The sequence below is a fragment of the Nitrosomonas sp. Nm166 genome, assembly GCF_900112825.1.
In the GTDB taxonomy this organism is placed as follows: Bacteria; Pseudomonadota; Gammaproteobacteria; order Burkholderiales; family Nitrosomonadaceae; genus Nitrosomonas.
Map to the genome: position 1 here is coordinate 1 of NZ_FONE01000041.1, position 25,486 is coordinate 25,486.

General features: G+C 43.5%; 24 protein-coding genes. 8 read left to right on the forward strand and 16 right to left on the reverse strand.

Annotated elements, in window-relative coordinates; genetic code table 11:
* Nucleotides 1-140 precede the first annotated feature (140 nt).
* From BM021_RS11545 to fliF, 14 genes are all read right to left on the reverse strand, one after another.
* Nucleotides 141-1,982 (reverse strand): coiled-coil domain-containing protein, encoded by a 1,842-nt coding sequence (locus BM021_RS11545; protein ID WP_090721187.1) that lies wholly within the window; start codon nucleotides 1,980-1,982, stop codon nucleotides 141-143.
* A gap of 208 nt (nucleotides 1,983-2,190) precedes the next feature.
* On the reverse strand, nucleotides 2,191-2,988 hold the full coding sequence (gene fliR / locus BM021_RS11550; RefSeq protein WP_090721188.1) for a flagellar biosynthetic protein FliR: 798 nt from the start codon (nucleotides 2,986-2,988) through the stop codon (nucleotides 2,191-2,193).
* Between the two features lie 68 nt (nucleotides 2,989-3,056).
* Nucleotides 3,057-3,329 carry a flagellar biosynthesis protein FliQ gene (gene fliQ, locus BM021_RS11555; RefSeq protein WP_090721189.1) on the reverse strand — a complete coding sequence of 91 codons (273 nt, stop codon included), beginning with the start codon at nucleotides 3,327-3,329 and terminating at the stop codon, nucleotides 3,057-3,059.
* A 13-nt stretch (nucleotides 3,330-3,342) separates the two neighbouring features.
* Nucleotides 3,343-4,134, reverse strand: a complete 792-nt coding sequence (fliP, locus tag BM021_RS11560) for a flagellar type III secretion system pore protein FliP (RefSeq protein ID WP_256207888.1) — start codon at nucleotides 4,132-4,134, stop codon at nucleotides 3,343-3,345.
* Nucleotides 4,124-4,528, reverse strand: a complete 405-nt coding sequence (fliO, locus tag BM021_RS11565) for a flagellar biosynthetic protein FliO (protein WP_256207889.1) — start codon at nucleotides 4,526-4,528, stop codon at nucleotides 4,124-4,126. Before fliO ends, fliP begins: the two co-directional genes overlap by 11 nt.
* Nucleotides 4,529-4,569: 41 nt before the next feature.
* On the reverse strand, nucleotides 4,570-5,118 hold the full coding sequence (fliN, locus tag BM021_RS11570) for a flagellar motor switch protein FliN (protein ID WP_090721191.1): 549 nt from the start codon (nucleotides 5,116-5,118) through the stop codon (nucleotides 4,570-4,572).
* Nucleotides 5,119-5,138: 20 nt separating this feature from the next.
* The gene (fliM, locus tag BM021_RS11575) at nucleotides 5,139-6,116 is read right to left on the reverse strand and encodes a flagellar motor switch protein FliM (RefSeq protein ID WP_090721192.1); all 978 of its coding nucleotides are present in this window, start codon (nucleotides 6,114-6,116) and stop codon (nucleotides 5,139-5,141) included.
* Nucleotides 6,117-6,123: 7 nt separating this feature from the next.
* Complete coding sequence (fliL, locus tag BM021_RS11580) at nucleotides 6,124-6,612, reverse strand: flagellar basal body-associated protein FliL (protein ID WP_090721193.1); 489 nt, start codon at nucleotides 6,610-6,612, stop codon at nucleotides 6,124-6,126.
* Nucleotides 6,613-6,758: 146 nt separating this feature from the next.
* Complete coding sequence (locus BM021_RS11585) at nucleotides 6,759-7,919, reverse strand: flagellar hook-length control protein FliK (protein ID WP_090721194.1); 1,161 nt, start codon at nucleotides 7,917-7,919, stop codon at nucleotides 6,759-6,761.
* 74 nt (nucleotides 7,920-7,993) lie between these two features.
* Nucleotides 7,994-8,455 (reverse strand): flagellar export protein FliJ, encoded by a 462-nt coding sequence (gene fliJ / locus BM021_RS11590; protein ID WP_090721195.1) that lies wholly within the window; start codon nucleotides 8,453-8,455, stop codon nucleotides 7,994-7,996.
* A gap of 23 nt (nucleotides 8,456-8,478) precedes the next feature.
* Nucleotides 8,479-9,891, reverse strand: coding sequence for a flagellar protein export ATPase FliI (fliI, locus tag BM021_RS11595; RefSeq protein WP_090721196.1), 1,413 nt, complete (start codon nucleotides 9,889-9,891; stop codon nucleotides 8,479-8,481).
* Complete coding sequence (locus BM021_RS11600) at nucleotides 9,884-10,585, reverse strand: flagellar assembly protein FliH (protein WP_090721197.1); 702 nt, start codon at nucleotides 10,583-10,585, stop codon at nucleotides 9,884-9,886. The genes fliI and BM021_RS11600 overlap by 8 nt, the downstream gene beginning before the upstream one ends.
* Before the next feature lie 71 nt (nucleotides 10,586-10,656).
* Nucleotides 10,657-11,652 carry a flagellar motor switch protein FliG gene (gene fliG, locus BM021_RS11605; RefSeq protein ID WP_090721198.1) on the reverse strand — a complete coding sequence of 332 codons (996 nt, stop codon included), beginning with the start codon at nucleotides 11,650-11,652 and terminating at the stop codon, nucleotides 10,657-10,659.
* Entirely contained in the window at nucleotides 11,645-13,318 is a 1,674-nt protein-coding gene (gene fliF, locus BM021_RS11610; protein ID WP_090721199.1) for a flagellar basal-body MS-ring/collar protein FliF, read from the reverse strand. Before fliF ends, fliG begins: the two co-directional genes overlap by 8 nt.
* Nucleotides 13,319-13,595: 277 nt before the next feature.
* On the opposite strand from fliF, the gene BM021_RS11615 reads away from it, so the two are divergent.
* From BM021_RS11615 to fliE, 3 genes are all read left to right on the forward strand, one after another.
* Entirely contained in the window at nucleotides 13,596-14,762 is a 1,167-nt protein-coding gene (locus BM021_RS11615) for a sensor histidine kinase (protein ID WP_256207890.1), read from the forward strand.
* On the forward strand, nucleotides 14,759-16,066 hold the full coding sequence (locus BM021_RS11620; RefSeq protein WP_090721201.1) for a sigma-54-dependent transcriptional regulator: 1,308 nt from the start codon (nucleotides 14,759-14,761) through the stop codon (nucleotides 16,064-16,066). Before BM021_RS11615 ends, BM021_RS11620 begins: the two co-directional genes overlap by 4 nt.
* 81 nt (nucleotides 16,067-16,147) lie before the next feature.
* On the forward strand, nucleotides 16,148-16,471 hold the full coding sequence (fliE, locus tag BM021_RS11625) for a flagellar hook-basal body complex protein FliE (RefSeq protein ID WP_090721202.1): 324 nt from the start codon (nucleotides 16,148-16,150) through the stop codon (nucleotides 16,469-16,471).
* A gap of 40 nt (nucleotides 16,472-16,511) precedes the next feature.
* On the opposite strand, the gene BM021_RS11630 is transcribed toward fliE, so the two are convergent.
* Nucleotides 16,512-18,362, reverse strand: coding sequence for an ABC-F family ATP-binding cassette domain-containing protein (locus BM021_RS11630; RefSeq protein ID WP_090721203.1), 1,851 nt, complete (start codon nucleotides 18,360-18,362; stop codon nucleotides 16,512-16,514).
* Between the two features lie 364 nt (nucleotides 18,363-18,726).
* On the opposite strand from BM021_RS11630, the gene BM021_RS11635 reads away from it, so the two are divergent.
* The 5 genes from BM021_RS11635 (at nucleotide 18,727) to BM021_RS11655 (ending at nucleotide 23,654) form a co-directional block, all read left to right on the forward strand.
* Nucleotides 18,727-20,544 carry a fatty acyl-AMP ligase gene (locus BM021_RS11635; RefSeq protein ID WP_090721204.1) on the forward strand — a complete coding sequence of 606 codons (1,818 nt, stop codon included), beginning with the start codon at nucleotides 18,727-18,729 and terminating at the stop codon, nucleotides 20,542-20,544.
* Nucleotides 20,545-20,550: 6 nt separating this feature from the next.
* Nucleotides 20,551-21,465, forward strand: coding sequence for an NAD-dependent epimerase/dehydratase family protein (locus BM021_RS11640; RefSeq protein ID WP_090721205.1), 915 nt, complete (start codon nucleotides 20,551-20,553; stop codon nucleotides 21,463-21,465).
* A gap of 56 nt (nucleotides 21,466-21,521) precedes the next feature.
* Nucleotides 21,522-21,749, forward strand: a complete 228-nt coding sequence (locus BM021_RS11645) for an acyl carrier protein (protein ID WP_256207891.1) — start codon at nucleotides 21,522-21,524, stop codon at nucleotides 21,747-21,749.
* Nucleotides 21,749-22,942: a serine palmitoyltransferase gene (locus BM021_RS11650; RefSeq protein WP_090721207.1), complete on the forward strand. Its 1,194-nt coding sequence runs from the start codon at nucleotides 21,749-21,751 to the stop codon at nucleotides 22,940-22,942. Before BM021_RS11645 ends, BM021_RS11650 begins: the two co-directional genes overlap by 1 nt.
* A gap of 61 nt (nucleotides 22,943-23,003) precedes the next feature.
* Complete coding sequence (locus BM021_RS11655; protein ID WP_090721208.1) at nucleotides 23,004-23,654, forward strand: hypothetical protein; 651 nt, start codon at nucleotides 23,004-23,006, stop codon at nucleotides 23,652-23,654.
* A gap of 448 nt (nucleotides 23,655-24,102) precedes the next feature.
* Here the strand turns inward: BM021_RS11655 and BM021_RS11660 are convergent, their stop codons facing one another.
* On the reverse strand, nucleotides 24,103-25,287 hold the full coding sequence (locus BM021_RS11660; protein ID WP_090721209.1) for an FAD-dependent oxidoreductase: 1,185 nt from the start codon (nucleotides 25,285-25,287) through the stop codon (nucleotides 24,103-24,105).
* Nucleotides 25,288-25,486 lie beyond the last annotated feature (199 nt).

The following is a 25,486-nucleotide window of genomic DNA, read 5'->3' on the forward strand; positions in this document are numbered from 1 at the left end:
GGGAAAGAAATTTGGAAGAGCAAAAACTACCAAATCTAGTCTGACAGATACCCAATCAATTCGGTAACTGTACGATCTGATCTGAGCTAGTACATCTAAGACTCGGCCGCTTGTGGCCGAGTTTTTTATAGTTTTAAAATTTATTGTTTGGTATTTGAAACGACCTGATTGCGTGAATGTTCTGCGGCGGCAATTTCAGCGCGTATTCTTGCAGTTGCAGCAGCAGTTGCTTCTTTATCAGCTTGAGCGCGCGCAAATACAGCTTCTTTCGCCATGACTTCAACAACTTCTCGTTCTGTTGCAGCTTCTAGTGCTTTTGCTTCCAGAGCTATTCTTTCTTGCATGGCAACAAGAGTAGCCGATTCAGTTCTGGCTTTTTCTAGGGCAAGGCTGGTGGCAGCTTTTTCTGCTTTGAGCTGGGCTTTGGTTTTATTGGCGGCTATGATCTTTGCTTGTGCTCGGGTTATTGCTAGGCCAGTGATCTTTTGTTCGATTTTAAGGCGCTCAGCAACAGCCTGTCTTGCATCCATCATTGCTCTAGTACGAATTTCTGCATCTTTAAGCAATTGCTGCTCCAGTTCAGCTTTAATATGCATTTCTTGTGCTGCAAGTTCTTCCATCTGCATTTTGGCTTCGGCTGTAGTTCTTAAGAGAATTTCTGCTTCTGCTCTGTTTTTTGCTGCGTTTTTGGCGGCTCTGTCAGCCTGCGCACGTGCTTCAGCTTCCTGAATGGCTTCTTCATCTGCTTTGATGCGTTTTTGATATTCTTTTGCTGCCGTGATATCAGCTTTCTTTCTCTTGCTAGCAATTGCTGCGACTTCTTTTTCAGTGCGTAAAACCGCTTCCGCGGCAGCTAATGCTTCAGCCTCGATCTGCATGCGTTTGTTAGCTTCTTCCAGTAACTCGGATTCAGCGATAAGGCATGCTTTGATTGCATCGGCTGCTGCTTTTTCCCTGGCAATAATGGATTCAGCTATTTCCATCGCAACCTTCTCGGCATCGGCTTTATCTCGTGCCGCAACGGCCGCCTGAGCATCTGACTCTGCTCTTTTTCGTGCTTGTTCGGCCGCTATCGTTTCAGCCTCGGCTTTTTCCATCGCGGCCTGTGCGGCAGCAATTTCGGCTTTCATTCTATTTTCTTCCACTTCTTCCGCTTTTTTCTCAATCTCCAAACGCCGGGCAGCTTGTGCCAGAGTTTGTGCTGCTATTTGTGAGCGAATTTGTATTTCTTCGAAAGCCTGCCTTTCAGCTTCTTCACGTGCTTTGGCCAGAGCAATGGTTTTTTGTGCTTCCTGATTTTTTGCATGTGCAAGCATTGCTGTATTGGTTTCAGCTTCAATAGCGGCCAATGCGATTAAACGGGCTTCTTCTGCGACTCTGGCTCTATGTATGACAGCTTCGGTAGCTTCCTTTTCTTTTAATGCAGCTGCATGAACTTTGTCTAAGGCTATTGCCTCCTGTTCAACGCGTTTCTGCATTTTTTCTACCAGAGAAGCTTCTGCTTTGATTTTTGCTTCCAATAAAAGATTTAAGGCTTTTTCAGCTTTGTATTTTTCATCGGCGAGATGTTTGGCTTTGATTTCAAGTTCTCGTCGAACATCGGCCTCTTTAGTTGCAAGTGCTTCTGCTTTAGCTCTGGTTCGAGCTTGCTCGGTTGCAATTTCTTCAGCCTGAATCCTTGTTTCGGCTGCAATTCTAGCATTGGCTTCGGCTCGAGCTCTTGCTTCAGCCGCTACTCTTGCCGCATTTTCTGCTTGAATGCGTTTCTGTGCTTCCTTGATAGCTCGGTCTTCTGCACCTAAGCGCTCAAGATAGGCTGTTTCGAGTTGCTGTTTGATGCTATTGATTAAAGATTGTTGATCAGAATCAAAGGTATTATCAGATTGTGATGCATTATCAAGCACAGCAGATTCTTTCTCATGACCAGATTCCGACGATGAAATTCTGCGCAGTGAATTGAGTAAGCGTGACTTAAACGTCATATGTTATTGATTAAACGAGCAAATACCTGACCTGCTTCTAGAAAGAATAGTATGGGTCGTTTGAGTAAGTAAGCGACTACTTTAACAATTTCAAATAAAGAGCTTATGTTGAAAAAGAAGGGAAATAGCATTTGTTTATGTATTACACCATTAACTTATGTGTTATTAAAAGATCAGTCTGAACCGATTCGTGCCGGCCGAAATTTATTTATGGCATATTCATTTGGCTGATATTAAGAATCCCCATTATTAAGTTTAAACCGTCGTATACGAGACGTCCCAGGATAGGCGCGTAAAAAGGTATACTGAGTGCCAGAACGAGAAGACCAATGGAAAGTGTCAGCGGAAAACCAACCGCAAAAATATTGAGTTGCGGTGCGGCACGTGTCAGAATGCCCAAGGCAAGATTGGTAATGAGTAAAGCAGTCAGAACAGGGAGTGAGAGTTGCAGGCCGGATTTAAAAATTTCTCCCCCCCAATTTACAAGCGTAGTAAATGTGGTATCGGTGATTCCCTTAGCATCGACCGGCAATGTACTGAAGCTTTGGGAGATCAAAGCAATCATCATTAAGTGACCGTCAATTGCCAGGAATGCGAGGCTGGCGATTACTCCCAGAAAGCGACCTATGATGTCAATCTGACCCGAATTCTGCGCATCAAAGAAAATTGCAAAACCGAGGCCCATTTGCAAGCCAATCAATTCACCCGCCATTTCCACCGCAACAAAAACAATTCGCATGACAAACCCAATCGCGATACCAGTCAGTAATTGCTGCAGCAGGATGATTAATCCCAGGCCGGTAGAAGGATCAATCTGTGGCAGTGATTTTTCTACTGTGGGTGTAACCAATATGGTGAGCATGATTGCTAATCCCAGTTTTACCCTGACAGGAATACTTGGATTTCCCAGAATAGGCGCAGTGGCTACCAATGCCAGAATCCTGCTGAATGGCCAGATAAATGTTGCCAGCAAGGTATTTAATTCTGCAGTGGTGATACTGAGCATGGCGCTACTTTGTTCCGTTGCTCAGTGCGCTTAATGCTGTATTATCAATGGCTAAACTACCTGTGCTATTAACCAATGGCCAGCCAGGGGATGCTGGTAAAGAGCCGTTGCATATAATCTGTCATGATATTGATCATCCAGGGTCCGGCCAGTACCATGACCAGAAACATGACCAATAATTTAGGTATGAATGATAGGGTCATTTCATTAATTTGCGTCGCTGCCTGGAAGATACTGACCAGCAAGCCGGTCGCCAGAGCTGACAGTAAAAGGGGAGCGGAAACCATAAATGTGATTTCAAGCGCCTGCCGGCCTATTGCCATTGCACTTTCTGGGGTCATGATGTGTTTCCTTTCATGTGTGAAAGCTTTGAGTCAAAGAACCGATAATTAAATGCCAACCATCGACCAGAACAAAAAGCATTAATTTAAATGGTAGTGAAATGATCATGGGTGACAGCATCATCATACCCATGGCCATCAGTACGCTGGATACAACCAGGTCAATGATCAGGAATGGAATAAATATCACAAAGCCGATCTGGAATGCGGTTTTCAATTCACTGGTAATATACGCGGGAACCAGTATTTTCAGTGGCACTTTGTCTCGGCTTTCGATCTCTTCGCTGCCCGAGATCTGCACAAAAAGCGCCAGATCAGTCTCGCGGGTCTGGTGCAGCATGAAGGATTTTAACGGCACACTCGCTTTATCCGCTGCTTCCATAATACTGATTTTATCTTCAGAAAAAGGTAAGTACGCTTCCGTGTAAACCCGGTCAATGACTGGCGACATGATAAAAAAGGTCAGAAATAACGCCAATCCGAGCAATACCTGATTCGGCGGGGAAGACTGGGTACCCAATGCCAGCCTGATCAATGATAATACTATGATAATACGAGTGAAACTTGACATCATTAACACTGCCGCAGGTAAAAAAGTCAGTGAAGTTAACAGTAACAATGTTTGCAAGTTCAACGCATACGTTGTGCTGCCGTTTGCGTTGGGCGTACTGGTAAACGCTGGGAAGCCGAATTTTTGTGCCAATGCTGGAAGGGCGATAAAACCAGTAAAGAAAAGTATGATCTGCAGCAGGTTGTGCTTTTTCAAGCTGGCTAGGCCGCAGCAGAAATTTAACTTAAACATCATTTTTCTTAATACTTTCGTTAAGCTGCACAGCAAATGCTTCAGTGGAGGTGCTAGTTTGCGTTTTATCAGTAGTGTTCAGGTTGGGTTTATCCATCGTATGGAGTTTGTCAACGCGGCCTGGTGCCACACCCAATATTAACCAAGTGTTATCAATTTCAACCACAACAATGCGTTCTCTCTGGCCAACTCCGGTCGCAGCAATAATTTTCAACACACCTGTGACGGGAGTTGGTATCAATGCGAAACGTTTGAGTAGCCATGTAATACCTCCAATGATCGCTAACACCAGTAGTAATCCACCCATCGTCTGTAACGTACTTTCAGTAGATATTATCGAAGGAGGCGGGGTGTAACTTAACTTTCCTGTTTCAGCAAGGGCATGAAATGGAGACATCAATCCAAAAAATATCCAATAACGATCTAACATGGATGGCTCTAGCGATTAAGTTTACGAATACGTTCACTGGGTGTGATGATGTCTGTCAGTCTGATGCCGAACTTATCATTTACGACCACTACTTCACCTTGTGCGATAAGGCAGCCATTGACCAGCACATCCATCGGTTCGCCAGCCATGCCATCCAACTCAACGACCGAGCCTTGCGCCAGCTGCAGCAGATTCTTGATAGCAATCTTGGTGCGTCCCAATTCAACAGTTAGCTGCACGGGAATATCAAGAATCATGTCGATATCATGGCGAGAATTATGTGATGCGCTATCTTTTGAAAATTCCTCGAATACGGAGGCTGTTTGTATGCCGGGCATAGTGTGATTATTTTTTCCTGTGTCAGTCGATGTTAGAAAATTTTCTCGGGTATTATCAGCGTGACTTTGAGTGGATGCCGCTTGCTCTGCCATTTCTACAGCCCAGTCATCCACTTCCGCTTCTTTTCCAGTTGAGTGATTTTGAGTAGCTGCCTGTTCCGCCATCGCCGCGGCCCAATCATCGGTCGCAGTGTGATCGTTTGCTGTAGGCTCTGACATATTTCTCGGGCTCCAATAAATTATTCAGTTTCTGACAGGGAAATTATCGCATTGACTCGAAGAGCATATCGTCCATTTATAGTGCCATAGTGACAGTCCATAACGGGTACACCATCAACATGTGCGGTAACAGTTTTAGGAATTTCTAGTGGAATGATATCGCCTGCTTGTATACTGAGAATCTGATCAAATGTAACTTTCGTATGTCCGAGGTTAGCAACCAGTTCCACTTCGGCGCCTTGCACTTGCTGTGACAGCAGCTTGATCCAGCGTTTGTCAACCTCCAGATGATCGCCTTGCAAAGAACTGTATAAAGTATCTCGAATGGGTTCGATCATGGAATAAGGAATACATACGTGGAGTTCGCCCCCTTTGTTACCCATGTCAATATCAAAGGCAACGGTCACTACCACTTCATTGGGTGTGGCGATAGTGGCAAATTGCGGATTCATCTCAGACCTGACATACTCAAATTTAACCGGGTACACGGACTTCCATGATTTCTCATAATCCTCGAATACCACATTGAGCAAACGTTGAATAATGCGTTGCTCGGTTTGAGTAAAGTCTCTTCCCTCAACGCGCGTGTGATAGCGACCGTCACCCCCAAACAGATTATCCACAATCAGAAAAATCAAATTGGGATCAAAAACGAGCAATGCTGTACCTCGCAACGGTTTTATATGAACCATGTTGAGATTGGTGGGTACCACCAGATTGCGTACAAATTCACTGAATTTGATGACTTTGACAGGCCCAACAGAAATATCCACCGTACGGCGCATGAAATTGAATAAACCGATACGCAATAAACGCGCAAACCGTTCATTGATAATCTCATACGTAGGCATTCGTCCACGAACAATGCGTTCTTGCGTGGCAAGGTTGTAAGGCCGGACACCACCCTTTTCTTCTTCTTGCTGCACCTCATCGTTCTCACCAGTGGCACCTTTGAGAAGTGCGTCAACTTCGTCTTGTGAGAGAAAGTCTTCAGCCATGTGCGGTTTACTGGATCACAAATGATGTAAATAATACTTCCAGCACATCTTCTCGCAGTTCTACTGAGCTTAATGATTGTTTGATTTCATCAACAATCTGTCGACTTAATTGCTGCTTACCTGTAATACTGGCGAGGTTCGCTGCTTTTTGACTGGAGAGCAGCATTAGAATGCGATTGCGGATATCCGGCATCTGCTTTTTAATCTCTGCTATGACAGGTGTTTCTCGGGTTTTTGCTGTTAACCCAACCTGCAAGTATTGATTATTTTCTTCCGGCAGAAGATTAACCGTAAAAATATCAAGATCTATAAATGCAGTGGGTTTTTCCTTAAGTTTCTCAGGCCCCGATTCTTCACTACTTAGCCTCTTCATTGCATACCATGTACCACCGGTGCCTGCGCCGATGGCAATGATTGCTATCAAGATAATAATTAACAAGCTTTTCTTATTTTTTTTTCCATCTGCTCCAGATGATGTTTCAATAGTTCTTGACATTTTGCTCAACTCCTTATTGGTGAGCTCAATTATCATTGACCGAGCGGTATGCTGATATGACAAATAGCAATCAATTAATAGGGTTATTTCAAGTACGCAGGTCAATCAAAAAGTTGATGAGCGCTACTGAGTTGATTATGAAGTGATCAGGCGTAAGTGTCGACAATACCATGATGTCTATTGCTATTAGTCAAAACGGTGGTTTCAATTTGGCTGGTGGTTTCTGTTCTTGTACTCATTGTGCTGGGGGTGTTCTTTGCCGAAGGATAGGCTTGCTGCTGTCTATTTTCTTGCTGGAACGAATCAGAACCTACCATTACATTGCCCAATTGAATTCCATTTTCAGCCATCATTTCTCTTAACCTGGGCAAAGCTTCTTCAATAGCTTCACGTACTGCTGCATGAGGAGATAAAAATTGGGCGGTAGCCTGATCTTGCATAATACTGAGCATCACTTCAACAGGGCCAAGGTGAGCTGGATTTAAATGGACTTCAGCCACCTGATGTTGTTGAGTTGTTAGCCAGACAATTTTTTGTGCAAATTCGCCATTCCATTTAGGTTGACCTACTGCAAGATCGACTTGAACATTCTGTAATGTTGTATTCAGTGGCGCAGCAGAAGCGGTATGGCTTAAGCCAAGTGATGTTGGTATTGACTCATTAAATCCTGAAAATATCGATTCCCTGATATTGATTGGGATAGCTTCGCTCATCTCCGAAGAAAAGGGTAAAAGTTTGCCATAAGCGGCAGAATTTGCCGTATCGAACGCTTGCCAAAAGTCATTCGTCAAATAAGTAAAGTCGTTGGCAGCTATAGTCTGCACGAATCTTTGCTGCAGCATTTGATTCGTAAGAAGCGCTTGGCTTGTTGCTAGCTCATTATCATGATGCATTAACGAGTTGGAAGGTAACGCAGATAATGTCGCTGGCAAGATGGATGTTGTCATCAAAGTATCTGGGTTTGGGACTGACTCGAGTGGAAACGATAATGAATTGACTGGATATGGTGCCGCATCAATAAATCCATTATTAATGAGATGATGGGTATCTGATGCATGCGTTATTGTGGTCGGAGCTGCATCGCCTTTTTCTGATGAAGCGGCGTGTTCTGCGGATTCCGCTATGGCAGTCTTATCGGTAGCGTGGTTTGCCTCGTGCTTGCTGGTCGTTTCAGATACTTCACGTTTCATGACCTTAGCGAATTCCTCTGTCGCGGGTTGTTGTGGATTGCCACCTCCAGAGTTGCTTATCGCTATTGGATTATCGACTGAGGATTTAATTTGAGGTATGGCAGAGATATTTAACATACGTCTTCGATCTCATAAAATAATTATAATATTTTCAAAGCAATAAGTATGCCATTTCTTGCCGTTGCGATAAGTTACCAGCTATCTTTTTTTGAAGATGAGTTACGGCTTAAAGTATTTGAAGTAAATTCATCCTGTAATTTTTGCTCATACTTGATTTGGTTCTGATTTTCAGCATTTTGTTGGCGCTGTGACAGCGTGTTATAAGATTTTAATTTGCATTGATAGGATAAGAATTCATTGCTTGCGGCAATTCGTTTGCTCTGGGCATGCAAAACAACTTGGCGTTGTTCACTGATTGCCGTATCGAGCTTATTTATAAAAGCAATGAAATTTAACCATTCCATTTGATTAATTCCTTGTTCCATAGAATTCTGCAGATGCAATTGATAACTATGGCGATACTGCAAAAGCAGATTCAATTTCTTCTCTGCTTCCTGTTGCTGAAAGTTTAGCTTGCCAAGTTTCCTGGCTGAAGAATCCGCCTGTTGCTGAGTTAACTGCAGAAGAATTTTTAGCGCTGAGGGTGCTGACATCGTATCGTAATAGCCGTTCTGGATTACTGTGCTTCTTCACTCTCAAACAATTTAGAGAGTTTTTCAAGACTATTAGCGAAGTTTTCTTGCTGAGACATGTTTTGATGTAAAAATTTTTCGAGCGCTGGATAAAGCCTAATTGCTCGATCCAATTCCGGGTCAGTGCCTGCCGCATAAGCACCCACACTGATCAAATCATGATTGCGCTGATAACGGGAATACAGGCTTTTAAATTGTCTAGCCATGTCAATCTGTTGCTGTGAGACTACACTGGTCATGATACGACTGATCGAAGCTTCGATATCAATCGCAGGATAATGTCCTGCCTCAGCGAGGCGGCGCGATAAAACGATATGCCCATCGAGAATGGCGCGGGCGCTATCAGCGATGGGATCATTTTGGTCATCTCCTTCGGCCAATATTGTATAAAAAGCTGTAATAGAGCCATTTTCCTGATTACCATTGCCGGCGCGTTCTATCAGTTGCGGCAATTTGGCGAATACAGACGGCGGATAGCCTTTGGTGGCAGGAGGCTCACCAATGGCTAAGGATATTTCCCTTTGTGCCATGGCATAGCGGGTCAGCGAATCCATGATGAGCAACACATGCTTGCCGGTATCGCGAAAATATTCGGCAATGGCTGTCGCATAGGCTGCGCCTTGTAAGCGTAGTAATGGCGAGGTATCTGCAGGTGCTGCGATAACGACAGAACGTGCGAGTCCCTCCTCACCAAGAATATTCTCTATAAATTCCTTAACTTCACGTCCTCGCTCTCCAATTAACCCGACCACTATCACATCAGCTGTGGTATAACGCGCCATCATGCCAAGCAATACGCTTTTGCCCACACCGCTGCCGGCAAATAGCCCCATGCGTTGTCCTCGCCCTACTGTCAGTAGCGTGTTAATCGCACGTACACCAACATCAAGGGATCTTGTTATGGGAATTCGTTCCAACGGATTATAAGGTCGACTGTATAAGGGTACGTTGTATTCTGCGCGAGTAGGACCAAGACGATCAAGTGGCTCGCCGATGCTGTTTAAAACACGGCCGAGTAGTTCGGGTCCAACGGTGACATGTCTGGCCCGATCTGTTGCGCGTCTGCGAGGGTGTTGAAATTTACCAAATTGGGGAGGATCTGCAGCAAATTCCGTAGGGATTACTTTTGCGCCAGGTGATAATCCATAAACATCGCTGGATGGCATCAGGAAAAGACGATCTCCGGAAAATCCAACCACTTCGGCTGAAACAGTCTGACCATTGGAAAGAAAAATAGTACAGCTACTGCCAACAGCCATTTTGAGCCCTACCGCTTCCATCACTAATCCTGTTACACGGGTAATCGTGCCGCTCAATAAAAAAGGATTGGAAGGAGTGATCAGTTGGGTGCAATTTCTTAAGAAGCTATCCCATTGTTCATGACGATTTCTATTCATCTTTCTCGAGCCAGCTGTCATTATGACCAATAGCTGACAATATTCTTTGCCAGCGTACTTCCGGACTGGCATCGATTTCACTGCCATTGGCTTCGATGCGGCAGCCGCCTCTGGATAGTTGCGTGTCTTCACGGATAGACCAGCCGTCTGGTGCTAGCTGATCATTCAAGTGCAAACGGACTATTTCTGCATCATCGGGATGCAAATAAAGCCGCGGATGTTGCATCGCATTGGGCAAATTTCGAATAGCTTCTTGCACGATGGGAACAATCAGCTCAGGTTTGAGTTTGAGTGCCTGGATGACCATTTTTTTGGCAAGCGCAATGGCCAGATCTAATAAATCATCCGCAACTTGTTGATCAATCTGATGCAGATCTTGATCCAGATTGGATAGCAATGTTTGGAGGCGAGCTATCTCGGCTTTAACTTCTACTTCGGCTGCTTTTCTGCCTTCTGTATAGCCTGCTGTGCTACCTTCCTGGTAGCCTGCCGCATAGCCTGCTGTTTTGGCTTGCTGAAAAATTGCTGCAATGTCTTCTTCAGTCGGTAGGCTGTTGGCCTGGTTTGGTTGAGTGTTATTTTCAGGAATGGCCGGTTGGTCTTTCAGAGTTGGATCCGGTGCGTCCAAGGAATTCATTTCCCACCGCTGATAAGCAGTGAGTTTTTCTTTTAGAATGAAGTTGCTGGTCATCATATGTAAACTTTTATTGCAGTAATGAATAACTTAATTGCGCTGATCAGATTAATCTGACTAAAACGTATCCGTTAAATGTAGTTATCCTCACCTTTTCCGCCGAGTACGATTTGTCCATCATCAGCCAGCTGGCGCAGAGTTTTAAGAATTTCTTTTTGTTCTGCCTCAACTTCGGATACCCGAACCGGACCTTTGCTTTCGAGATCTTCTCTTAATGCCTCAGCAGCACGCTGTGACATATTTTTGAAAATTTTCTTGCGTAATTCTTCTTGTGCACCTTTCAAGGCGATAATCAGAGATTCTGATTGCACCTCTCTAAGCAGCAATTGAATACCATGGTCATCAATATCGATCAGATTATCAAATACAAACATCTCGTCCATGATTTTTTGCGCCAATTCTTCATCGTACTGTTTGATATTATCAATCACGCTGGTTTCTTGAGCGGCAGGAACAAAATTGAGAATCTCAGCGGCGGCGCGCACGCCCCCCATCGCTGCTTTACGGATATTATTGCTGCCCGATAGCAATTTCGTCAGGACATCATTGAGTTCACGCAGCGCATCGGGCTGAATGCTATCCAATGTGGCGATACGTAATAAGGTCTCATTGCGCAATCGTTCAGTGAATAAACTTAAAATTTCACTGGCTTGATCACGCTCCAGATGAACCAGGATGGTTGCAATAATTTGCGGGTGTTCATTCTTGATGAGTTCGGCCACCGATGGGGCATCCATCCACTTGAGTCCTTCAATGCCGCTGGTATCACCGCCATGCAGAATGCGATCAATGAGATTGGCTGCTTTTTCATCACCCAATGCACTGGTCAGAACTTTTCGGATATAGTCAGCCGAATCCTGACCTAATGTCGTCCTTCCTTCAGCTTCCTCACAGAATTCCTTGATAATATTTTCAATTTCTACGCGAGTAATGTTCTGCAAACTGGACATTGTTTCGCCCAGTCTCTGCACTTCCTTGGGGCCTAATAGTTTAATGACTGATGCTGCCTCCTGTTCTCCCAGTGTCATCAGTAAAATTGCGCTTTTTTTTATTCCTTCATCATCCATGCCTAGATACCCAATCTTTAACAACATTGGCGACGATGGCAGGCTTATCTATAGCCAGTTGTCTGGCTTTTTTGAGGTTTTCTTCAAATAGGGATTTCTGAATAGCTTGAATGGCTGCGCCATCCATTTGTTCTGGCAATTGATTAAATGATGTTTCATCAGGTAATTTCTCTGTCAACGCAGGGGCGGGTGGTTGAGTTAAATTTTTTAAGAATGGCCGTAAAATTTTTAGCAGGAAAAATAACACAATGGCTGCAATGAGCAGTTGCTTACCCATATCCTTTGCAAATAGCAGGCTATCGGGATCTTTCCAGAAAGCAGTATCCAGTAACGTCTCGTTTTCAGTAGCAAATAAACTATTGGTTACAGTAAGTGAGTCTCCGCGTTTTTCGTTGTAACCCATGGCTTCTTTCACAAGGCTATTGATTTCTTTGATTTCTTCAGCTGTCAATGGCTCATAGGTAACTTCGCCGTTCTCACCTGTTTTCTTACGGTAATTCACGACAACTGCTGCAGTTAACCGTTTGATATTACCAATGGATTGTTGTGTGTGTTGTACCGTTTTATCCACTTCATAGTTAGTTGTAGATTCTTTTTTCTTGTCCGTTGGTAACGGCGGCGCCTTATCACTGGCTTCTTTGTTTTCTCCTCCTGCTTCAATAGGAGCAGTAGCAGGTTCGGGCGGGCGGTTCGTGAGCGCTCCGGGAATTCCTCCATCAATTTTTGAACCGGTGGAAGCAGATTCGAGTGTTTGCTGACTACGGATAGTGGCAGCATCCGATTCGGTGTTATTGGGTCGATAAATTTCTTCAGCGCGCTCAACACGGGAAAAATCCAAATCTGCAGTAACCTGAGCACGTACATTGGCACTGCCTGTAATGGGCGTCAGTATGGTTTCGATGCGGCGAATATAATTTTCTTCAAGCTCTTGTATGTATTGTAATTGCTTAGCATCAAATCCCTTGTCCGGCTTGTTCTCATTTGACGTACTGAGCAAATTGCCGTTTTGATCAATCACGGTTACATTTCTTACCGGTAAATTGGGCACGCTACTTGCCATTAAATGTACAATTGCGCTGACTTGCTCAGTACTTAAAACCCTGCCAGGATATAAATTGAGTAATACAGAGACGCTGGGTTGCTGTTTTTCCCTCGAGAATACCGACGGCTTGGCAATTGCCAGGTGTACGCGCGCACTTTGTACTGCTGATAATGACTGCACTGAGCGTGCCAGCTCGCCTTCTAATGCGCGCTGATAATTGACCTGTTCGAGGAATTGGCTGGAGCCGAATTTCTGGTTCTCCATCAATTCAAATCCAGGCAGGCTACCTTTGGGCAGCCCTTGACCCGCTAATCGCAGACGTACTTCATGCACTTGTTTCTCAGGAATGAGAATAGCGCCACCACTATCCGAAAACTTGTAGGGCACGTTCATTTGTTGCAAGGCACTGATGATGGCTGCACCATCCTGATCCGACACATTATTGTAGAGAACACGATAATCTGGTGTCTGGCTCCACATCAAAGCACCTGCCAGCAAGGCGACAACGGCTGCTGCAGCCATAATCAAACCGAGCTTTTTTTGATTAGATAATTGGCTAAATTGTTCTAGTCGAAATGTTGTCGTAGGTGTGGTTGTATTGGGTTGGTTGGGTACTGTTGCCACGCACTATTCTCCTGCTTAAATTCCGAGTACTTGCCAATTATTGTTTACTGATTAAATTCATCTGTATTTGTGCCGTAGGCATATTTACCCTTTTTTACACGATCAGAATTATTGATGAGATGATTATCGATAAATTCATAAAATATGAAGGTTTGAATAACATAGGTTTGCTCACCTTATTTAGATCATTGGGGATTGGCATGAATGTTAAGCTACAGGCATTCTCATAACTGTTATTTAAGCCGTGCAAACACATCAAATCATCGAGGCTAAGTCGGTGCCCGTAGATCAAGAGCAGCTGCAGCTTGCGTTTGCGGCTTTTAATGAGGCATCAGAACAACTTTCAGGCGTATATCAAGAATTACAGCATCAGGTGGTGCAATTGACCCATGAACTTGCCATGGCAAATGGTGAACTGCACAGACAGTTGCTTGCAAAGGAAGACTTATCTCAACAGTTAAGTTTTTTGTTAAATGCTTTACCCGCTGGCGTCCTGGCGCTTAATGGGCATGCATGTATCGAGCAGGTGAATCCGGCTGCTTTTACTATACTTGGCGAGCCATTGGTTGGATTGAGTTGGGATCAAGTTGTTCAGGACCGTTTATCACCGACTGCAGTGATCAACGAATGGCATGTGAAATTACAGGATATGGCGGATCAGCGCCGTATTCGCGTTGAAAGCAATGCAATGGATTCAACTGATAGGCAAATCTTGCTAGTAAATGATATTACGGAAGCCTATGCAATTCAGGAGAAAATACGACGTAATCAGCGCTTGACCTCAATGGGTGAGATGGCTGCAAATCTTGCCCACCAGCTACGCACCCCGCTTTCAACGGCGCTACTCTATGCCAGTCACCTTGGCAGCGATGCACTGAGTTCCGATGAGCGCCAAAAATTTGCTACTAAAACGATTGAGCGTTTGCATCATCTGGAACATTTAATAAAAGGTATGCTGCGTTTTATAAAAGGTGAAATAACGCAGCTCGAAAATGTCGTAATCAGCGATTTGTTAGCAGAGCTGCAACAGGTCATTGAGCCTCAGCTGATTCCGCTTCATTTGCAATTAATTGTGCATGATCATAGCCGAGCAGAAAGTGTAATGACGGATCATCAAGCGTTATGCGGAGCCATGATCAATCTGCTCGAAAATGCCATGCAGGCATCTTCCCCAGGAGACCGGATCATTTTATCGGCTAGAATGGAACAAGAAAGTATTGTTTTGAGTGTGCATGATGACGGGCCGGGTATTGATGCGGCACTGCAGGAAAGATTATTTGAACCTTTCTTTACGACACGTTCAGAAGGCACTGGCCTTGGCTTAGCGATTGTTCGGGGTGTGATTCAGTCAATGGGTGGTACTGTACAAGTTAATTCATTGCCTGATGCAGGAAGTGAATTTGTAATACGTCTGCCGCGAAATAAAGGGAAATTGATGAGATGAAGACATTACCTGTTTTGGTGGTGGAAGATGATCAAGATTTGCTGGAGGCGATTTGTGCCACCATAAAGTTAGCTGGCTATCAGGTATTTGCAGCATCGAATGGAAATGATGCAATGGCCATACTACTGGAGTACCAGATCGGCATCGTGGTAAGTGACGTGCAGATGAAGCCCATTGATGGGCTTACGCTTTTAAAGGAAATCAAAACACTCAATCCTGAACTGCCCGTGTTATTGATGACGGCTTACCGGGAAATCGATAAGGCCGTTGCCGCAATGCGTCAAGGAGCGTGTGATTATTTGTTGAAACCCTTTGACCCGGACAGTTTATTGGCGCATGTCGAAAAATATTCACTGTCAGAGTCTGAACAGGATAGTGAGATTATTGCTAAAGATCCGCGAACACGGGCGCTATTATCGCTCGCTAAGCGGGTTGCGAAATCACCTGCGACTGTGATGCTGACCGGTGAAAGTGGTTGTGGTAAAGAAGTGGTCGCGCGTTTTATTCATCAGCATTCAGCGCGTTCTTCCAAGTCATTTATCGCCATTAATTGTGCAGCTATTCCAGAAAATTTACTGGAAGCAACGCTGTTCGGTTACGAAAAAGGTGCTTTTACCGGCGCAACGCAGGCTCAGCCGGGAAAGTTTGAGCAAGCGGAAGGTGGTACATTATTGCTGGACGAAATTTCAGAAATGCCTCTGGAGCTGCAGGCAAAATTGTTGCGAGTATTGCAAGAAAGGGAAGTTGAAAGAGTAGGTGGACATAAGATCATCAAATTGGATATCCGAATTTTATCAACTTCTAACCGCAACATGATGGCAATGGTTAAAAGAGGTCAGTTTCGTGAAGATCTGTACTATCGATTGAACGTGTTTCCAATTGAAATTCCGTCACTGCGTGAGCGGCCATTGGATATCGAACCTCTGGCACAGCGAGTTTTGAAAACAGTAATCGATCCAGGAAAGCCAGCCTGTAGAATGACTAAAGCAGCAATAAACAAATTACTTCAATATTCTTGGCCGGGCAACGTCAGAGAACTGGAGAATGTTATGCAGCGTGCGACGATTCTGGCAACTGATATGATTGAAGCCGAGCATATTAGCCTGCCAGACGCTGTCTCTAACCAAGATGCCGATGAGAAAAACTCAGAGCTATCTTCTCAAGATATCAAAACGCTCGAGCGTAAGCATATTCTGGAAACGCTCGCAGCGGTTAATGGTTCTCGTAAGTTGGCCGTCAAAAAGCTGGGAATCTCTGAGCGGACTTTACGCTATAAGCTACAACAATATCGCATGACGAGTTAGCAATATTTGCTATGTATAATATGGTTTGGTTTAACAATACTTAAGAGCCAATCAATAAAGCCAATCATATAAGAGTGGATCATGGATAAATCCGGAATTGATAACATCTTGCAGCAACTGCAAGCAGCATCGGCATTAGCTTCCGGTGCAAGAAAACAGTCCAGTGTGGATGAAATAGCGAGTGTCGATTTTAGTGAAAAGCTTAAAGCCGCTGTAGATCAAGTGAATTATGCGCAACAGACTGCTGATAAGTTGAGCATGCAATTTGTCAGTGGGGAATCCAATGTGGATTTACATGAGGTAATGATTTCACTGCAGAAAGCCAACGTATCCTTCCAATCAATGATACAAGTCCGCAATAAGCTGGTAACAGCTTATCAAGAAATTATGAACATGCAGGTTTAATAGGTACTTTTGATCTGATTCTGGTTTGTATCGATGTGTCCTACTCTTCTAATGCCATTTCCAATTCCAGCCAATTCTCTTCCAGTTCTGCTACTTTCTTTTCAAGTGTCGCGTGAACTATACTCAGCTGATCAACCTCATCACGAGTATGGCTCGTGTAAGTGGCTGGATCAGCTAATTGACGGCTTGCTTCATCCAATTCTTTCTGGGCAATAGTTAGGGCGGTTTCAAGCTTTAATTGTCTGGAAAGCAGTGCCTTTTTACCTGATTTTGTAGAGGTTTTTAATCGTGCTTTTGGGAGTGGTTGTGATTCAGGAGCTTTCTTAGCGCGACGAGCTTCTATCCAGTTTTTATAATCTTCCAGATCACCATCTAGCAATTGAACTTTACCATCAGCCACTAGCCACAGTTCATCAGCCACAGCGCGTACCAAGCTACGGTCATGCGATATTAATACCACCGCACCAGTATAAGCTTCTAATGCCAGCGTCAATGCATCGCGCATCTCCAAATCTAGATGATTGGTCGGTTCATCGAGTAACAGCAAATGCGGCTTTTGCCAGGCCAGCAAGGCAAGGGCCAGGCGGCTTTTTTCTCCTCCGGAGAAACTGCTTACTGGGCGATCTTCATGATTACCACCCAAACCAAATCGCCCCAGGAATTTTCGCAAATCCAACTCGGATTGTGCAGGTGCCAGTTGCTGCATATGTTGCAGAGGGGTTGCATGGCCATCCAAATTTTCCAATTGATGCTGAGCAAAGTAGCCAATACGTATATTTTGTGCCCGCTCCAGTGTGCCGGATATGGGTTTAATTTCTTCGACCAGAAGTTTTATCAGAGTAGATTTTCCTGCGCCATTTGGACCCAGCAAAGCAATTCGAGTGCCTGCCTGTAAAATAAGATGTACATGTTGCAGCAGCGAGTGATTGCCATAGCCAAAGTTCACGTTTTTTACGCGTAACAAAACATCCGGACTGCGTTCGGGAGCTGCAATCCGCAATTCAAAATACCCGTCTTCGACATGCGCTGGTACAATGCGTGTCAAACGCTCCAGTGCTTTAATGCGGCTTTGCGCTTGCTTGGCTTTGGTCGCTTTGGCACGGAAACGCCGCACAAAGTCTTCCATATGCGCGATCTTTTTTTGCTGCTGCTGAAAAGCCTGGGTATGTTGCATGAGGCGTTCTGCGCGCACACGTTCGAAATCATCATAATTCCCGCTGTAACAATCAATTTGCCGATTATTGATATGAGCAATGCGGTTAACACAAGCATTAAGAAACTCACGGTCATGTGACACCACGATCAGACTGCCCGGATAGCGCACCAAATACTGCTCCAGCCAGAGAATAGCATCAAGATCCAAATGGTTGGTCGGTTCGTCGAGCAATAACAAATCAGCGCGATGCATTAATGCGCGAGCCAGGTTCAAACGCATGCGCCAACCACCTGAGAAATGATTAACTGACTTTTCTAATACGGCATTGGCAAAACCCAATCCATTCAGTAGCTGTGCCGCCCGTGCTTGCGCCATATAGCCCTCAATCGCCTCATAGCGCTGCTGTGCCTCAAACCAAGTTGCATCATGCTCGGCCTGTGTCAGAATCTTCTCTAGTTGTCGCAATTCAACATCACCATCTAATACAAATTCGATAGCAGGCTGGCTTGAATTGATAATCTCCTGTTCAACAAAAGCAATGGCTTTTCCGGGTTGCAGACTGACTTCTCCGCTATCCGGTTTGAGTGTTCCGCGAATCAACTGGAACAGGGTGGATTTGCCGCAACCATTTTTACCAACTAGACCAATACGGTGATTAGGAGAGACTTGCAGGTTACTATTTTCCAATAATGGAACCCCGCCTTGTAGATAAGTCAAAGACTGGATATTCAACATAACCTATTCAGCTTCACAGAATACGTAAAATTAGTATAAAAATTATCTTTTAAGTATGTTATTCAACGCACTTCAGATTTCGATTAGATCAGCTAAAATTAATTTAAAAAATGATTGTTGTTTTTATGCAACATCTGTTTATTATTGCCTTGACAGGGAAAAGCACCTTATATAAGCTGCGTTGTGGTCAAATATGACACACTTATATTTATTAAGCAATGTCAGCGGTAAGCGTTTGAATGAAAATTTTCCAACTATCAAAAGTTGCATTATTAATGATTAATGATCAGAGTTGGCACGCTCAACCAGAATTTCTTGCTGATAAGAGCAAGGTGACAAGTACTATTACTTCGAGGGGAAGATCTTGAGTTCGACAATAACCCAGTTGAACGCTCCGCTAACGCAAGCGTTTGATTTTCAGCCTTCAAGCGAATTACAATCAACACCGACACTTAATCCGCTAGCTCAGCGTCTAGCGGATTTTGATACCCTAACGAGTGCTTTAGAATACGCAGCAAAGGGGGTAACGGGATATAACTTTTATGACGCTAAGGGTAACTTACGTTCGGTACTGCCATACAGTAAACTTAAACAAAATGCTTGGATTCTAGCTCAACGTTTATCTGGCTTTGATTTGCCCCGTGGTAGTCGGGTGGCGATCATTGCTGATACTTCTCCAGAATTTATTGAGCTGTTTTTTGCATGTCGTTATGCTGGGTTAGTACCTTTCGCAATGCCTATTCCGGTCAATCTTGGCAGTCATGCAATATATGTGCAGCAATTAAGAGGCATGCTTGAAAGCAGTCAAGCAAGTATTGCATTGGCGAATATCGACTATATTAGCTTTCTGGAAGAAGCTGTCGAAGGGGTAGCCTGTATACAGTGGGTAGGAACGTCAGAAAAATTAAGCAAGCTACCTGCGAGTAATATCGAATTACAATCCAATCATCCTGATGAAACTGCGTACTTGCAATTCACATCGGGCAGTACACGCACTCCTAGAGGCGTAGTTATTACCGAACGAGCCTTAATGTGTAATTTACAAGGCATTGTACGCAGTGGGCTGGAAATAAGACCCGATGATCGTTCTGCGTCATGGTTACCTTTTTACCATGACATGGGGTTGGTTGGGTTGGTTTTAGCGCCAATGGTTACACAAATTTCTGTTGATTATTTAGCAACGCGGGATTTTGCAATTCGGCCTTTACAGTGGTTACGTTTAATCAGTCGCAACCGTTGTACTGTCGCATTCAGTCAACCTTTTGGTCTTAAACTTTGTAGTTTACGGGTTAGAGAATCTGATCTTAAAGAACTGGATCTTAGTTGCTGGCGAGCTGCTGGTATTGGTGCAGAAATGATTCGACCAGAAACTTTAAGAAACTTCGCAGAAAAATTCGCATCGGCAGGTTTTGATGAGAATGCTTTTTTGCCTTGTTATGGTCTTGCGGAATCAACCCTTGCGGTCACCTTTTCAAAAATCGGTAAAGGATGTAAAAGCATGCAAGTGGATAGCAAAACGCTGATTGATAAAAAAATGGCTGCTCGGTTGCAAGCTGATGGGCGTAAACAAAATGAATTTGTAAATTGCGGACGTCCATTGCCTGGACATATCGTCAAGATAATCGATGAGGATGGGCAACAATTATCAGAAATGATGGTTGGTAGTGTTCTGGTGCATGGTAACAGCTTAATGACGGGCTACTATAACAATCCAGAGGAAACGGACAAAGCACTTAAATCGGGTAACTGGTTAGATACGGGAGATATTGGATTTCTATTTGAAGGTGATCTGTTTATCACTGGGCGTCGCACAGATGTCATTATTGTAAATGGTCGCAATATTCGTGCACAAGATATAGAGGAGTTGGCTGAACAGCAGCCAGAGGTCAGATCGCGCGAGGCTTCTGCATTTGGAATTAATAGTGAAGATGGAACCACGACTATAGTGTTAGTCATTGAATGCAGGCTTACTTCTGTGACAGAACGTCAATCATTAACAACTCGATTGCAACAGCTTGTTTACATGGCCTTTGGAGTGAATTGTGTTGTTGAGTTGGTTCCACCGCATACTTTACCTCGGACTTCATCAGGAAAGCTCTCACGTTTTGCGGCAAGACAAGGCTATATTCAAAGAACAAATCGGACGGGGCAATTGTCTTTTGTAGAAGCAGGTGACAGATAGAAAAGCATGTTGAAACTAGTAGCCGTAACAGGTGCTACTGGTTTCATCGGTAATGTACTTGTACAAAAGCTGATTCAGAATGGATGGACAGTTCGAGCACTCACAAGGCTCAGTCGTTCTTCAGATAGTAAATCTCTCCAATGGATCCAGGGTGATTTAGATAATTTAGCTGCCCTACGTCAACTGGTCAATGATGCAGCATATGTTATTCACTGTGCTGCAACAGTCAGAGGAAGTTCTTTCCAAGAATTTGCACATATCAATATTGAAGGCACCAAAAACCTTCTACGTGCTATTGCCGAGCAAAAGAATTATCCGCGCTTTTTGCTGATATCATCGTTAGCTGCAAGGCAACCTGAATTATCCTGGTATGCTCAAAGCAAGTATTTGTCTGAGCAACAGCTTTATCAATATTCTGATCAATTGCAATGGGCAATATTCCGACCCACGGCAGTTTATGGTCCTGGAGATAAGGAGTTAAAACCGCTCTTTCAAGCAATGTATCGTGGATTATTGCCCGTCGTTGGAAAAATCCATAATCGATTTGGGTTAATACATGTGTATGATCTGGTTGCAGCTATTCAAATGTGGCTTGCTTCCGATATGACAATCCATGGCATCTTTGAACTTGATGATGGTACGCCAGGTGGATATAGCTATCAGAGCCTGGCTAATTTAGCACAACGAGTATGGAAACGCCCTGTTCATTGTGTAGCTATACCGAATTTGCTGATGCGGAGTATCGCTTTATCAAATCTGTGGCTTGCGCGCTTACTTCATTATTCACCCATACTTACCCCGGGAAAGGTTAATGAATTACAACATAGCAATTGGATATGTGATAATACGCCTTTAGCCGATGTGCTGCCTGCATGGCAACCGAGTATTCGCTTGCAGGATGTATTATCTGAAGTAATCTAGCTTTTAAATTAACTGCCTTAAATTAACTTATGACTGAAAGTAATTACGATGAGATTATGCAATTACTCTGTGATCGGCTAAGTAGTTTAACTAATTCTGGTACTCAGATTACACCTGAAACTAATTTGATTAGCCAACTCTCGATTGACTCCATTAAACTGCTCAACCTGATTATGGAAATTGAGGATACTTTCGATGTTTCAGTTCCCATCAATGCATTAACAGATGTTCAAACTGTTCGCGAATTAGCTGACTTGGTACACAAAATTAAATCCGCATCGTAATGAATTTACTTGAAAAACTGGATGCATCCGCTGCGGCAAGAAAGGCACTGTTACCTGATGGCGTTGGGGCATTTGGTATTCCGATAGAAGAAGTGTATTCAGCTACTGAAGCGAGAATTGGGGATCGTCGTGTACTTCTGTTAGGGACTAATAATTACTTGGGACTGACTTTTGCACCTGAATGTATCCGTGCAGCGCATGAGGCAATTGACAAGGAAGGTACCGGTACGACCGGTTCGCGGATGGCAAACGGCAGCTATTTTGGTCATCGCGCGTTAGAAAGAGAATTTGCTGACTTTTATCAATGTAGCTACGGCATTGTCTTTACCACTGGCTATCAAGCTAACTTAGGCACCATTTCAGGCTTAGTGGGTCCTGGTGATACTGTATTGATTGATGGTGATTCCCATGCAAGTATTTATGATGGCTGTATTCTTAGTGGCGCAGATATCATTCGCTTTAAACACAATGATATGGCTGACATGGAGAAACGATTGCGTCGATTGGGAAGCCGTGTTGAAACTACATTGATTATTGCTGAAGGAATCTACAGTATGCTTGGCGATCAAGCGCCTTTAGCTGAAATCGTCAAATTAAAGAATGCTTACAATTGTATCTTACTGCTTGATGAGGCACATTCACTGGGTGTATTAGGGGAAACCGGCCAAGGTTTAGTAGAAAAAACAGGTTTATTGAAAGAAGTTGATTTCATTACTGGTACTTTTAGTAAAAGTTTATGTAGTATTGGCGGGTTTTGTGTGAGTAATCATCCGCAGCTTGAACAATTACGTTACGTCAGCCACCCCTATATTTTTACAGCATCACCATCTCCGGCAACGATTGCTTCAACCCGTGCAGCCTTGGAATTGCTACGTAAAGGGAACCATTTACGTAAGCAATTGTGGAACAATTGTACGCAACTCTATTCATGTTTTAAAGAAACGGGTTACACGCTCGGCCCGGATCCCGGTCCGGTAATTGCCGTTATTCTTGATACACCCCAACAGGCACTCCTGCTTTGGCAAAAGCTACTTGAACATAATATTTATGTGAATTTGATATTACCTCCGGCTGCTCCAGAAGGGAAATCGCTGGTGCGATGCAGCGTAAATGCTGCTCATACTGCAGAGCAGATGACCTATGTGGGAAATACTTTCTCCAAACTGTACAGCGTGGTATGTTCAAATCGCTGAGTTCCTGGTGAGTAGAATAAGAGAGTTTTCGTATTACTTTTTCTCTATCTGAGGCGCAGCCATGAGAACAATGCGAATACTGAGGGTAGTATTAGTTTCGTTCTTCTTCCAAGAAAATGTTTTTGGAACAGCTATTGTATACAACGGATTTGAATGCCGAAGTGCGATCAGTGCCAATGACATTACTCCAACAGATATACCAGTCCAAAGCAGATTTGAGGTCATAGAAGATGTTGGCGATGGGGTATTTCGTTTAAGTCTGACTGGCGGTATCCCTCGTTTTATTAATAACAACCCTAACGTATGTATCGATAGCGCTACGGCTATCGGCTATTCTGGAATTCCAGATGTAGATGGTCTGCCTAAGCGACGGGAGTCGATTGATGCAACAGCTTATTTTAACGGGCGAGAGTTAGTGATCGTGGTCAGTTCAATGTTTACTGATTTGAGCGCTAGAAGGGAACCACTTTCATCATTTAATACGAGTCTAATACTTCCTATTACAAATACCTTAATTTTTCAGTTTAATCCCCAGGCATTCTTATTTAGCCTGAAAAAGATAATCCACAACCGGGGATTCACTCATACGAGTGGTGCAACAAACTCAATAATTCCGTTCCGAGAAACGGTATTGCCATCCTTTAACGAAATTCCACAAGATACTCCAAGGATATTAACGCCAGCGTCCAGCATTGAATATACCTTGGAATAGCCAGCCTTTGATTTTCTGAAAAATAGCTATTTTCTACGGATTTTCGCATATTGTTTTAATTTAGCGTTTGATCAATATGTGCTTAATTTGTCAGGTTATTTATTTATGAGAGAGATGATATTTTTGAAAATTTAGGATATGAAAATAGCATCTTTGCGTTTGATGTTATGGGAAATGGCCGGGCGATAACGCTAAGATCTTATGGTCTCTTGATGAAGGTGCAGCTAGCAAGAATGAGGATTTATTCAGGAGTTTATGAAAATAATGCTTTCTCTCAGAAGAATACTTTAGCCATTGGTTTTATTCGGAAAGCTATCGTGAACATATCGCTAATAAATGGAAATTTGCTCAACATTTATGATAATCGTATGATACTGAATGATTTTCGTTCCAGCAAAAGACTATCTAAGCTTTCCAAACGCTTACTCGGGAGAGATATTACCCCGCACTATAAGAGTTCTGAGTCATTATTCTGGCTATTTTTGCTGGCTACTATTGGTTTGTGGGGGTTGAAATGCGCTATAAAAGCGCGATCAATATAATTTTTCCATAACCAGACCCATTTTCCAGAAGCAAATAAAGGACCCCATGCAGCGACAGCATGACGATTGCCTGTGGTTAATAAGCTTAAAAAGCGTTTCTGGGGTTTGAAAGCCAGCAGAGGGCGCTTTTCAAGCGCAGCAATAATATTGTTTGTCAATACAGAACCTTGGCGGACTGCATAAACGCCTGCTTTAGGCAATGGCCACGGGGTGAAAGCAGCGCAGTCGCCGACAGCAAATATATCCGGATGTGAGATGCTGCGAAGATATTGATCAACTCGAATAAAACCCTTATCACACTCTAATCCACTTGCTTCTGGCCAGTTTTGTGCACCAGCATGAATAGTCCAAACAGAAAAATCATAATTCAGAGTAGTTCCACCCTCTAGCGTCAGTTGATGCCGGTCGATAGAAATGACGCGTTTTCCGCTGATAACAGTAATACCCAGTGTGTCTAAGTAATGTTTGAAAAACGCTTGTACGCGCTTATTATAAGAGTTTAAGATATTTTGACTTGCGCCAATGAGCGTAAAGTCTGCCTGGATAGAAGTTGTATTGCAAAGTTTATAATGCATAGCCAATAATATCTCGATACCGGCAGCTCCGCTTCCAATAACTACGACTCGCTTTGAGCAATTTGATACAGAAGCTGTCTTAAGCCATTGCTGCCAATCCTGCAGAAATTGATTGATTGGTTTAATGGAACAGCCATATGCAATGGCGCCTTTAATATCATACAGCGCAGGCTGAGAACCGATATCAATAGACAGCAAATCGTAATACTGATGCGAATATCCATGACAATAGATTTTTTTTGCTACCGGATCGATGCGCTGAACTTCACTGCGAATAAACCGGACATTGGCCCAGCGACAAAGTTTCTGTAAATCAATGTGACAGTCTTCAAAAGTGTAATGACCGGCGATTAAGCCGGGCAGCATTCCAGAGTAAGGGGTTAGAGCTTCATTACTGATGAGTGTCACTCTGACGCCTGGAAGAGGGCGTCTTTTCAGTTTCTTGATAGCCGTAATATGACTATGACCACCACCGATTAAACAGATCTCTTTTTTATGAGGAGTTAGACCTATCATTTATTCATTCAGATTGCGTTATGATCAGAAAAGTGTGATAGTTCATGTCGCAGCATTATAAAGTTAGTTCTGTCACTATAAATAAAATTGTACATCTATGGCTTCCAGGACTCACTTAAGTAAGATATTGAAAGTATTTTAGTTTGTCATTAAAGTGTGAGTTTCTCATGATTAATGATTTTTAAATTTATTTACTTTA

Excerpts from the sequence above, each read along its gene's own strand:
- BM021_RS11620 (WP_090721201.1), top strand. The coding sequence starts at position 14,759 with ATGAAGACATTACCTGTTTTGGTGGTGGAAGATGATCAAGATTTGCTG.
- fliI (WP_090721196.1), bottom strand. The coding sequence starts at position 9,891 with ATGAATAGAAATCGTCATGAACAATGGGATAGCTTCTTAAGAAATTGC.
- fliL (WP_090721193.1), bottom strand. The coding sequence starts at position 6,612 with ATGTCAAGAACTATTGAAACATCATCTGGAGCAGATGGAAAAAAAAAT.
- fliE (WP_090721202.1), top strand. The coding sequence starts at position 16,148 with ATGGATAAATCCGGAATTGATAACATCTTGCAGCAACTGCAAGCAGCA.
- fliM (WP_090721192.1), bottom strand. The coding sequence starts at position 6,116 with ATGGCTGAAGACTTTCTCTCACAAGACGAAGTTGACGCACTTCTCAAA.
- BM021_RS11600 (WP_090721197.1), bottom strand. The coding sequence starts at position 10,585 with ATGATGACCAGCAACTTCATTCTAAAAGAAAAACTCACTGCTTATCAG.
- BM021_RS11640 (WP_090721205.1), top strand. The coding sequence starts at position 20,551 with ATGTTGAAACTAGTAGCCGTAACAGGTGCTACTGGTTTCATCGGTAAT.
- fliQ (WP_090721189.1), bottom strand. The coding sequence starts at position 3,329 with ATGACCCCAGAAAGTGCAATGGCAATAGGCCGGCAGGCGCTTGAAATC.
- fliJ (WP_090721195.1), bottom strand. The coding sequence starts at position 8,455 with ATGTCAGCACCCTCAGCGCTAAAAATTCTTCTGCAGTTAACTCAGCAA.
- fliR (WP_090721188.1), bottom strand. The coding sequence starts at position 2,988 with ATGCTCAGTATCACCACTGCAGAATTAAATACCTTGCTGGCAACATTT.
- fliN (WP_090721191.1), bottom strand. The coding sequence starts at position 5,118 with ATGTCAGAGCCTACAGCAAACGATCACACTGCGACCGATGATTGGGCC.
- BM021_RS11650 (WP_090721207.1), top strand. The coding sequence starts at position 21,749 with ATGAATTTACTTGAAAAACTGGATGCATCCGCTGCGGCAAGAAAGGCA.
- fliP (WP_256207888.1), bottom strand. The coding sequence starts at position 4,134 with ATGATGTTTAAGTTAAATTTCTGCTGCGGCCTAGCCAGCTTGAAAAAG.
- BM021_RS11630 (WP_090721203.1), bottom strand. The coding sequence starts at position 18,362 with ATGTTGAATATCCAGTCTTTGACTTATCTACAAGGCGGGGTTCCATTA.
- fliG (WP_090721198.1), bottom strand. The coding sequence starts at position 11,652 with ATGGATGATGAAGGAATAAAAAAAAGCGCAATTTTACTGATGACACTG.
- BM021_RS11585 (WP_090721194.1), bottom strand. The coding sequence starts at position 7,919 with ATGTTAAATATCTCTGCCATACCTCAAATTAAATCCTCAGTCGATAAT.
- fliO (WP_256207889.1), bottom strand. The coding sequence starts at position 4,528 with ATGTCTCCATTTCATGCCCTTGCTGAAACAGGAAAGTTAAGTTACACC.
- BM021_RS11655 (WP_090721208.1), top strand. The coding sequence starts at position 23,004 with ATGAGAACAATGCGAATACTGAGGGTAGTATTAGTTTCGTTCTTCTTC.
- BM021_RS11660 (WP_090721209.1), bottom strand. The coding sequence starts at position 25,287 with ATGATAGGTCTAACTCCTCATAAAAAAGAGATCTGTTTAATCGGTGGT.
- BM021_RS11645 (WP_256207891.1), top strand. The coding sequence starts at position 21,522 with ATGCAATTACTCTGTGATCGGCTAAGTAGTTTAACTAATTCTGGTACT.
- BM021_RS11545 (WP_090721187.1), bottom strand. The coding sequence starts at position 1,982 with ATGACGTTTAAGTCACGCTTACTCAATTCACTGCGCAGAATTTCATCG.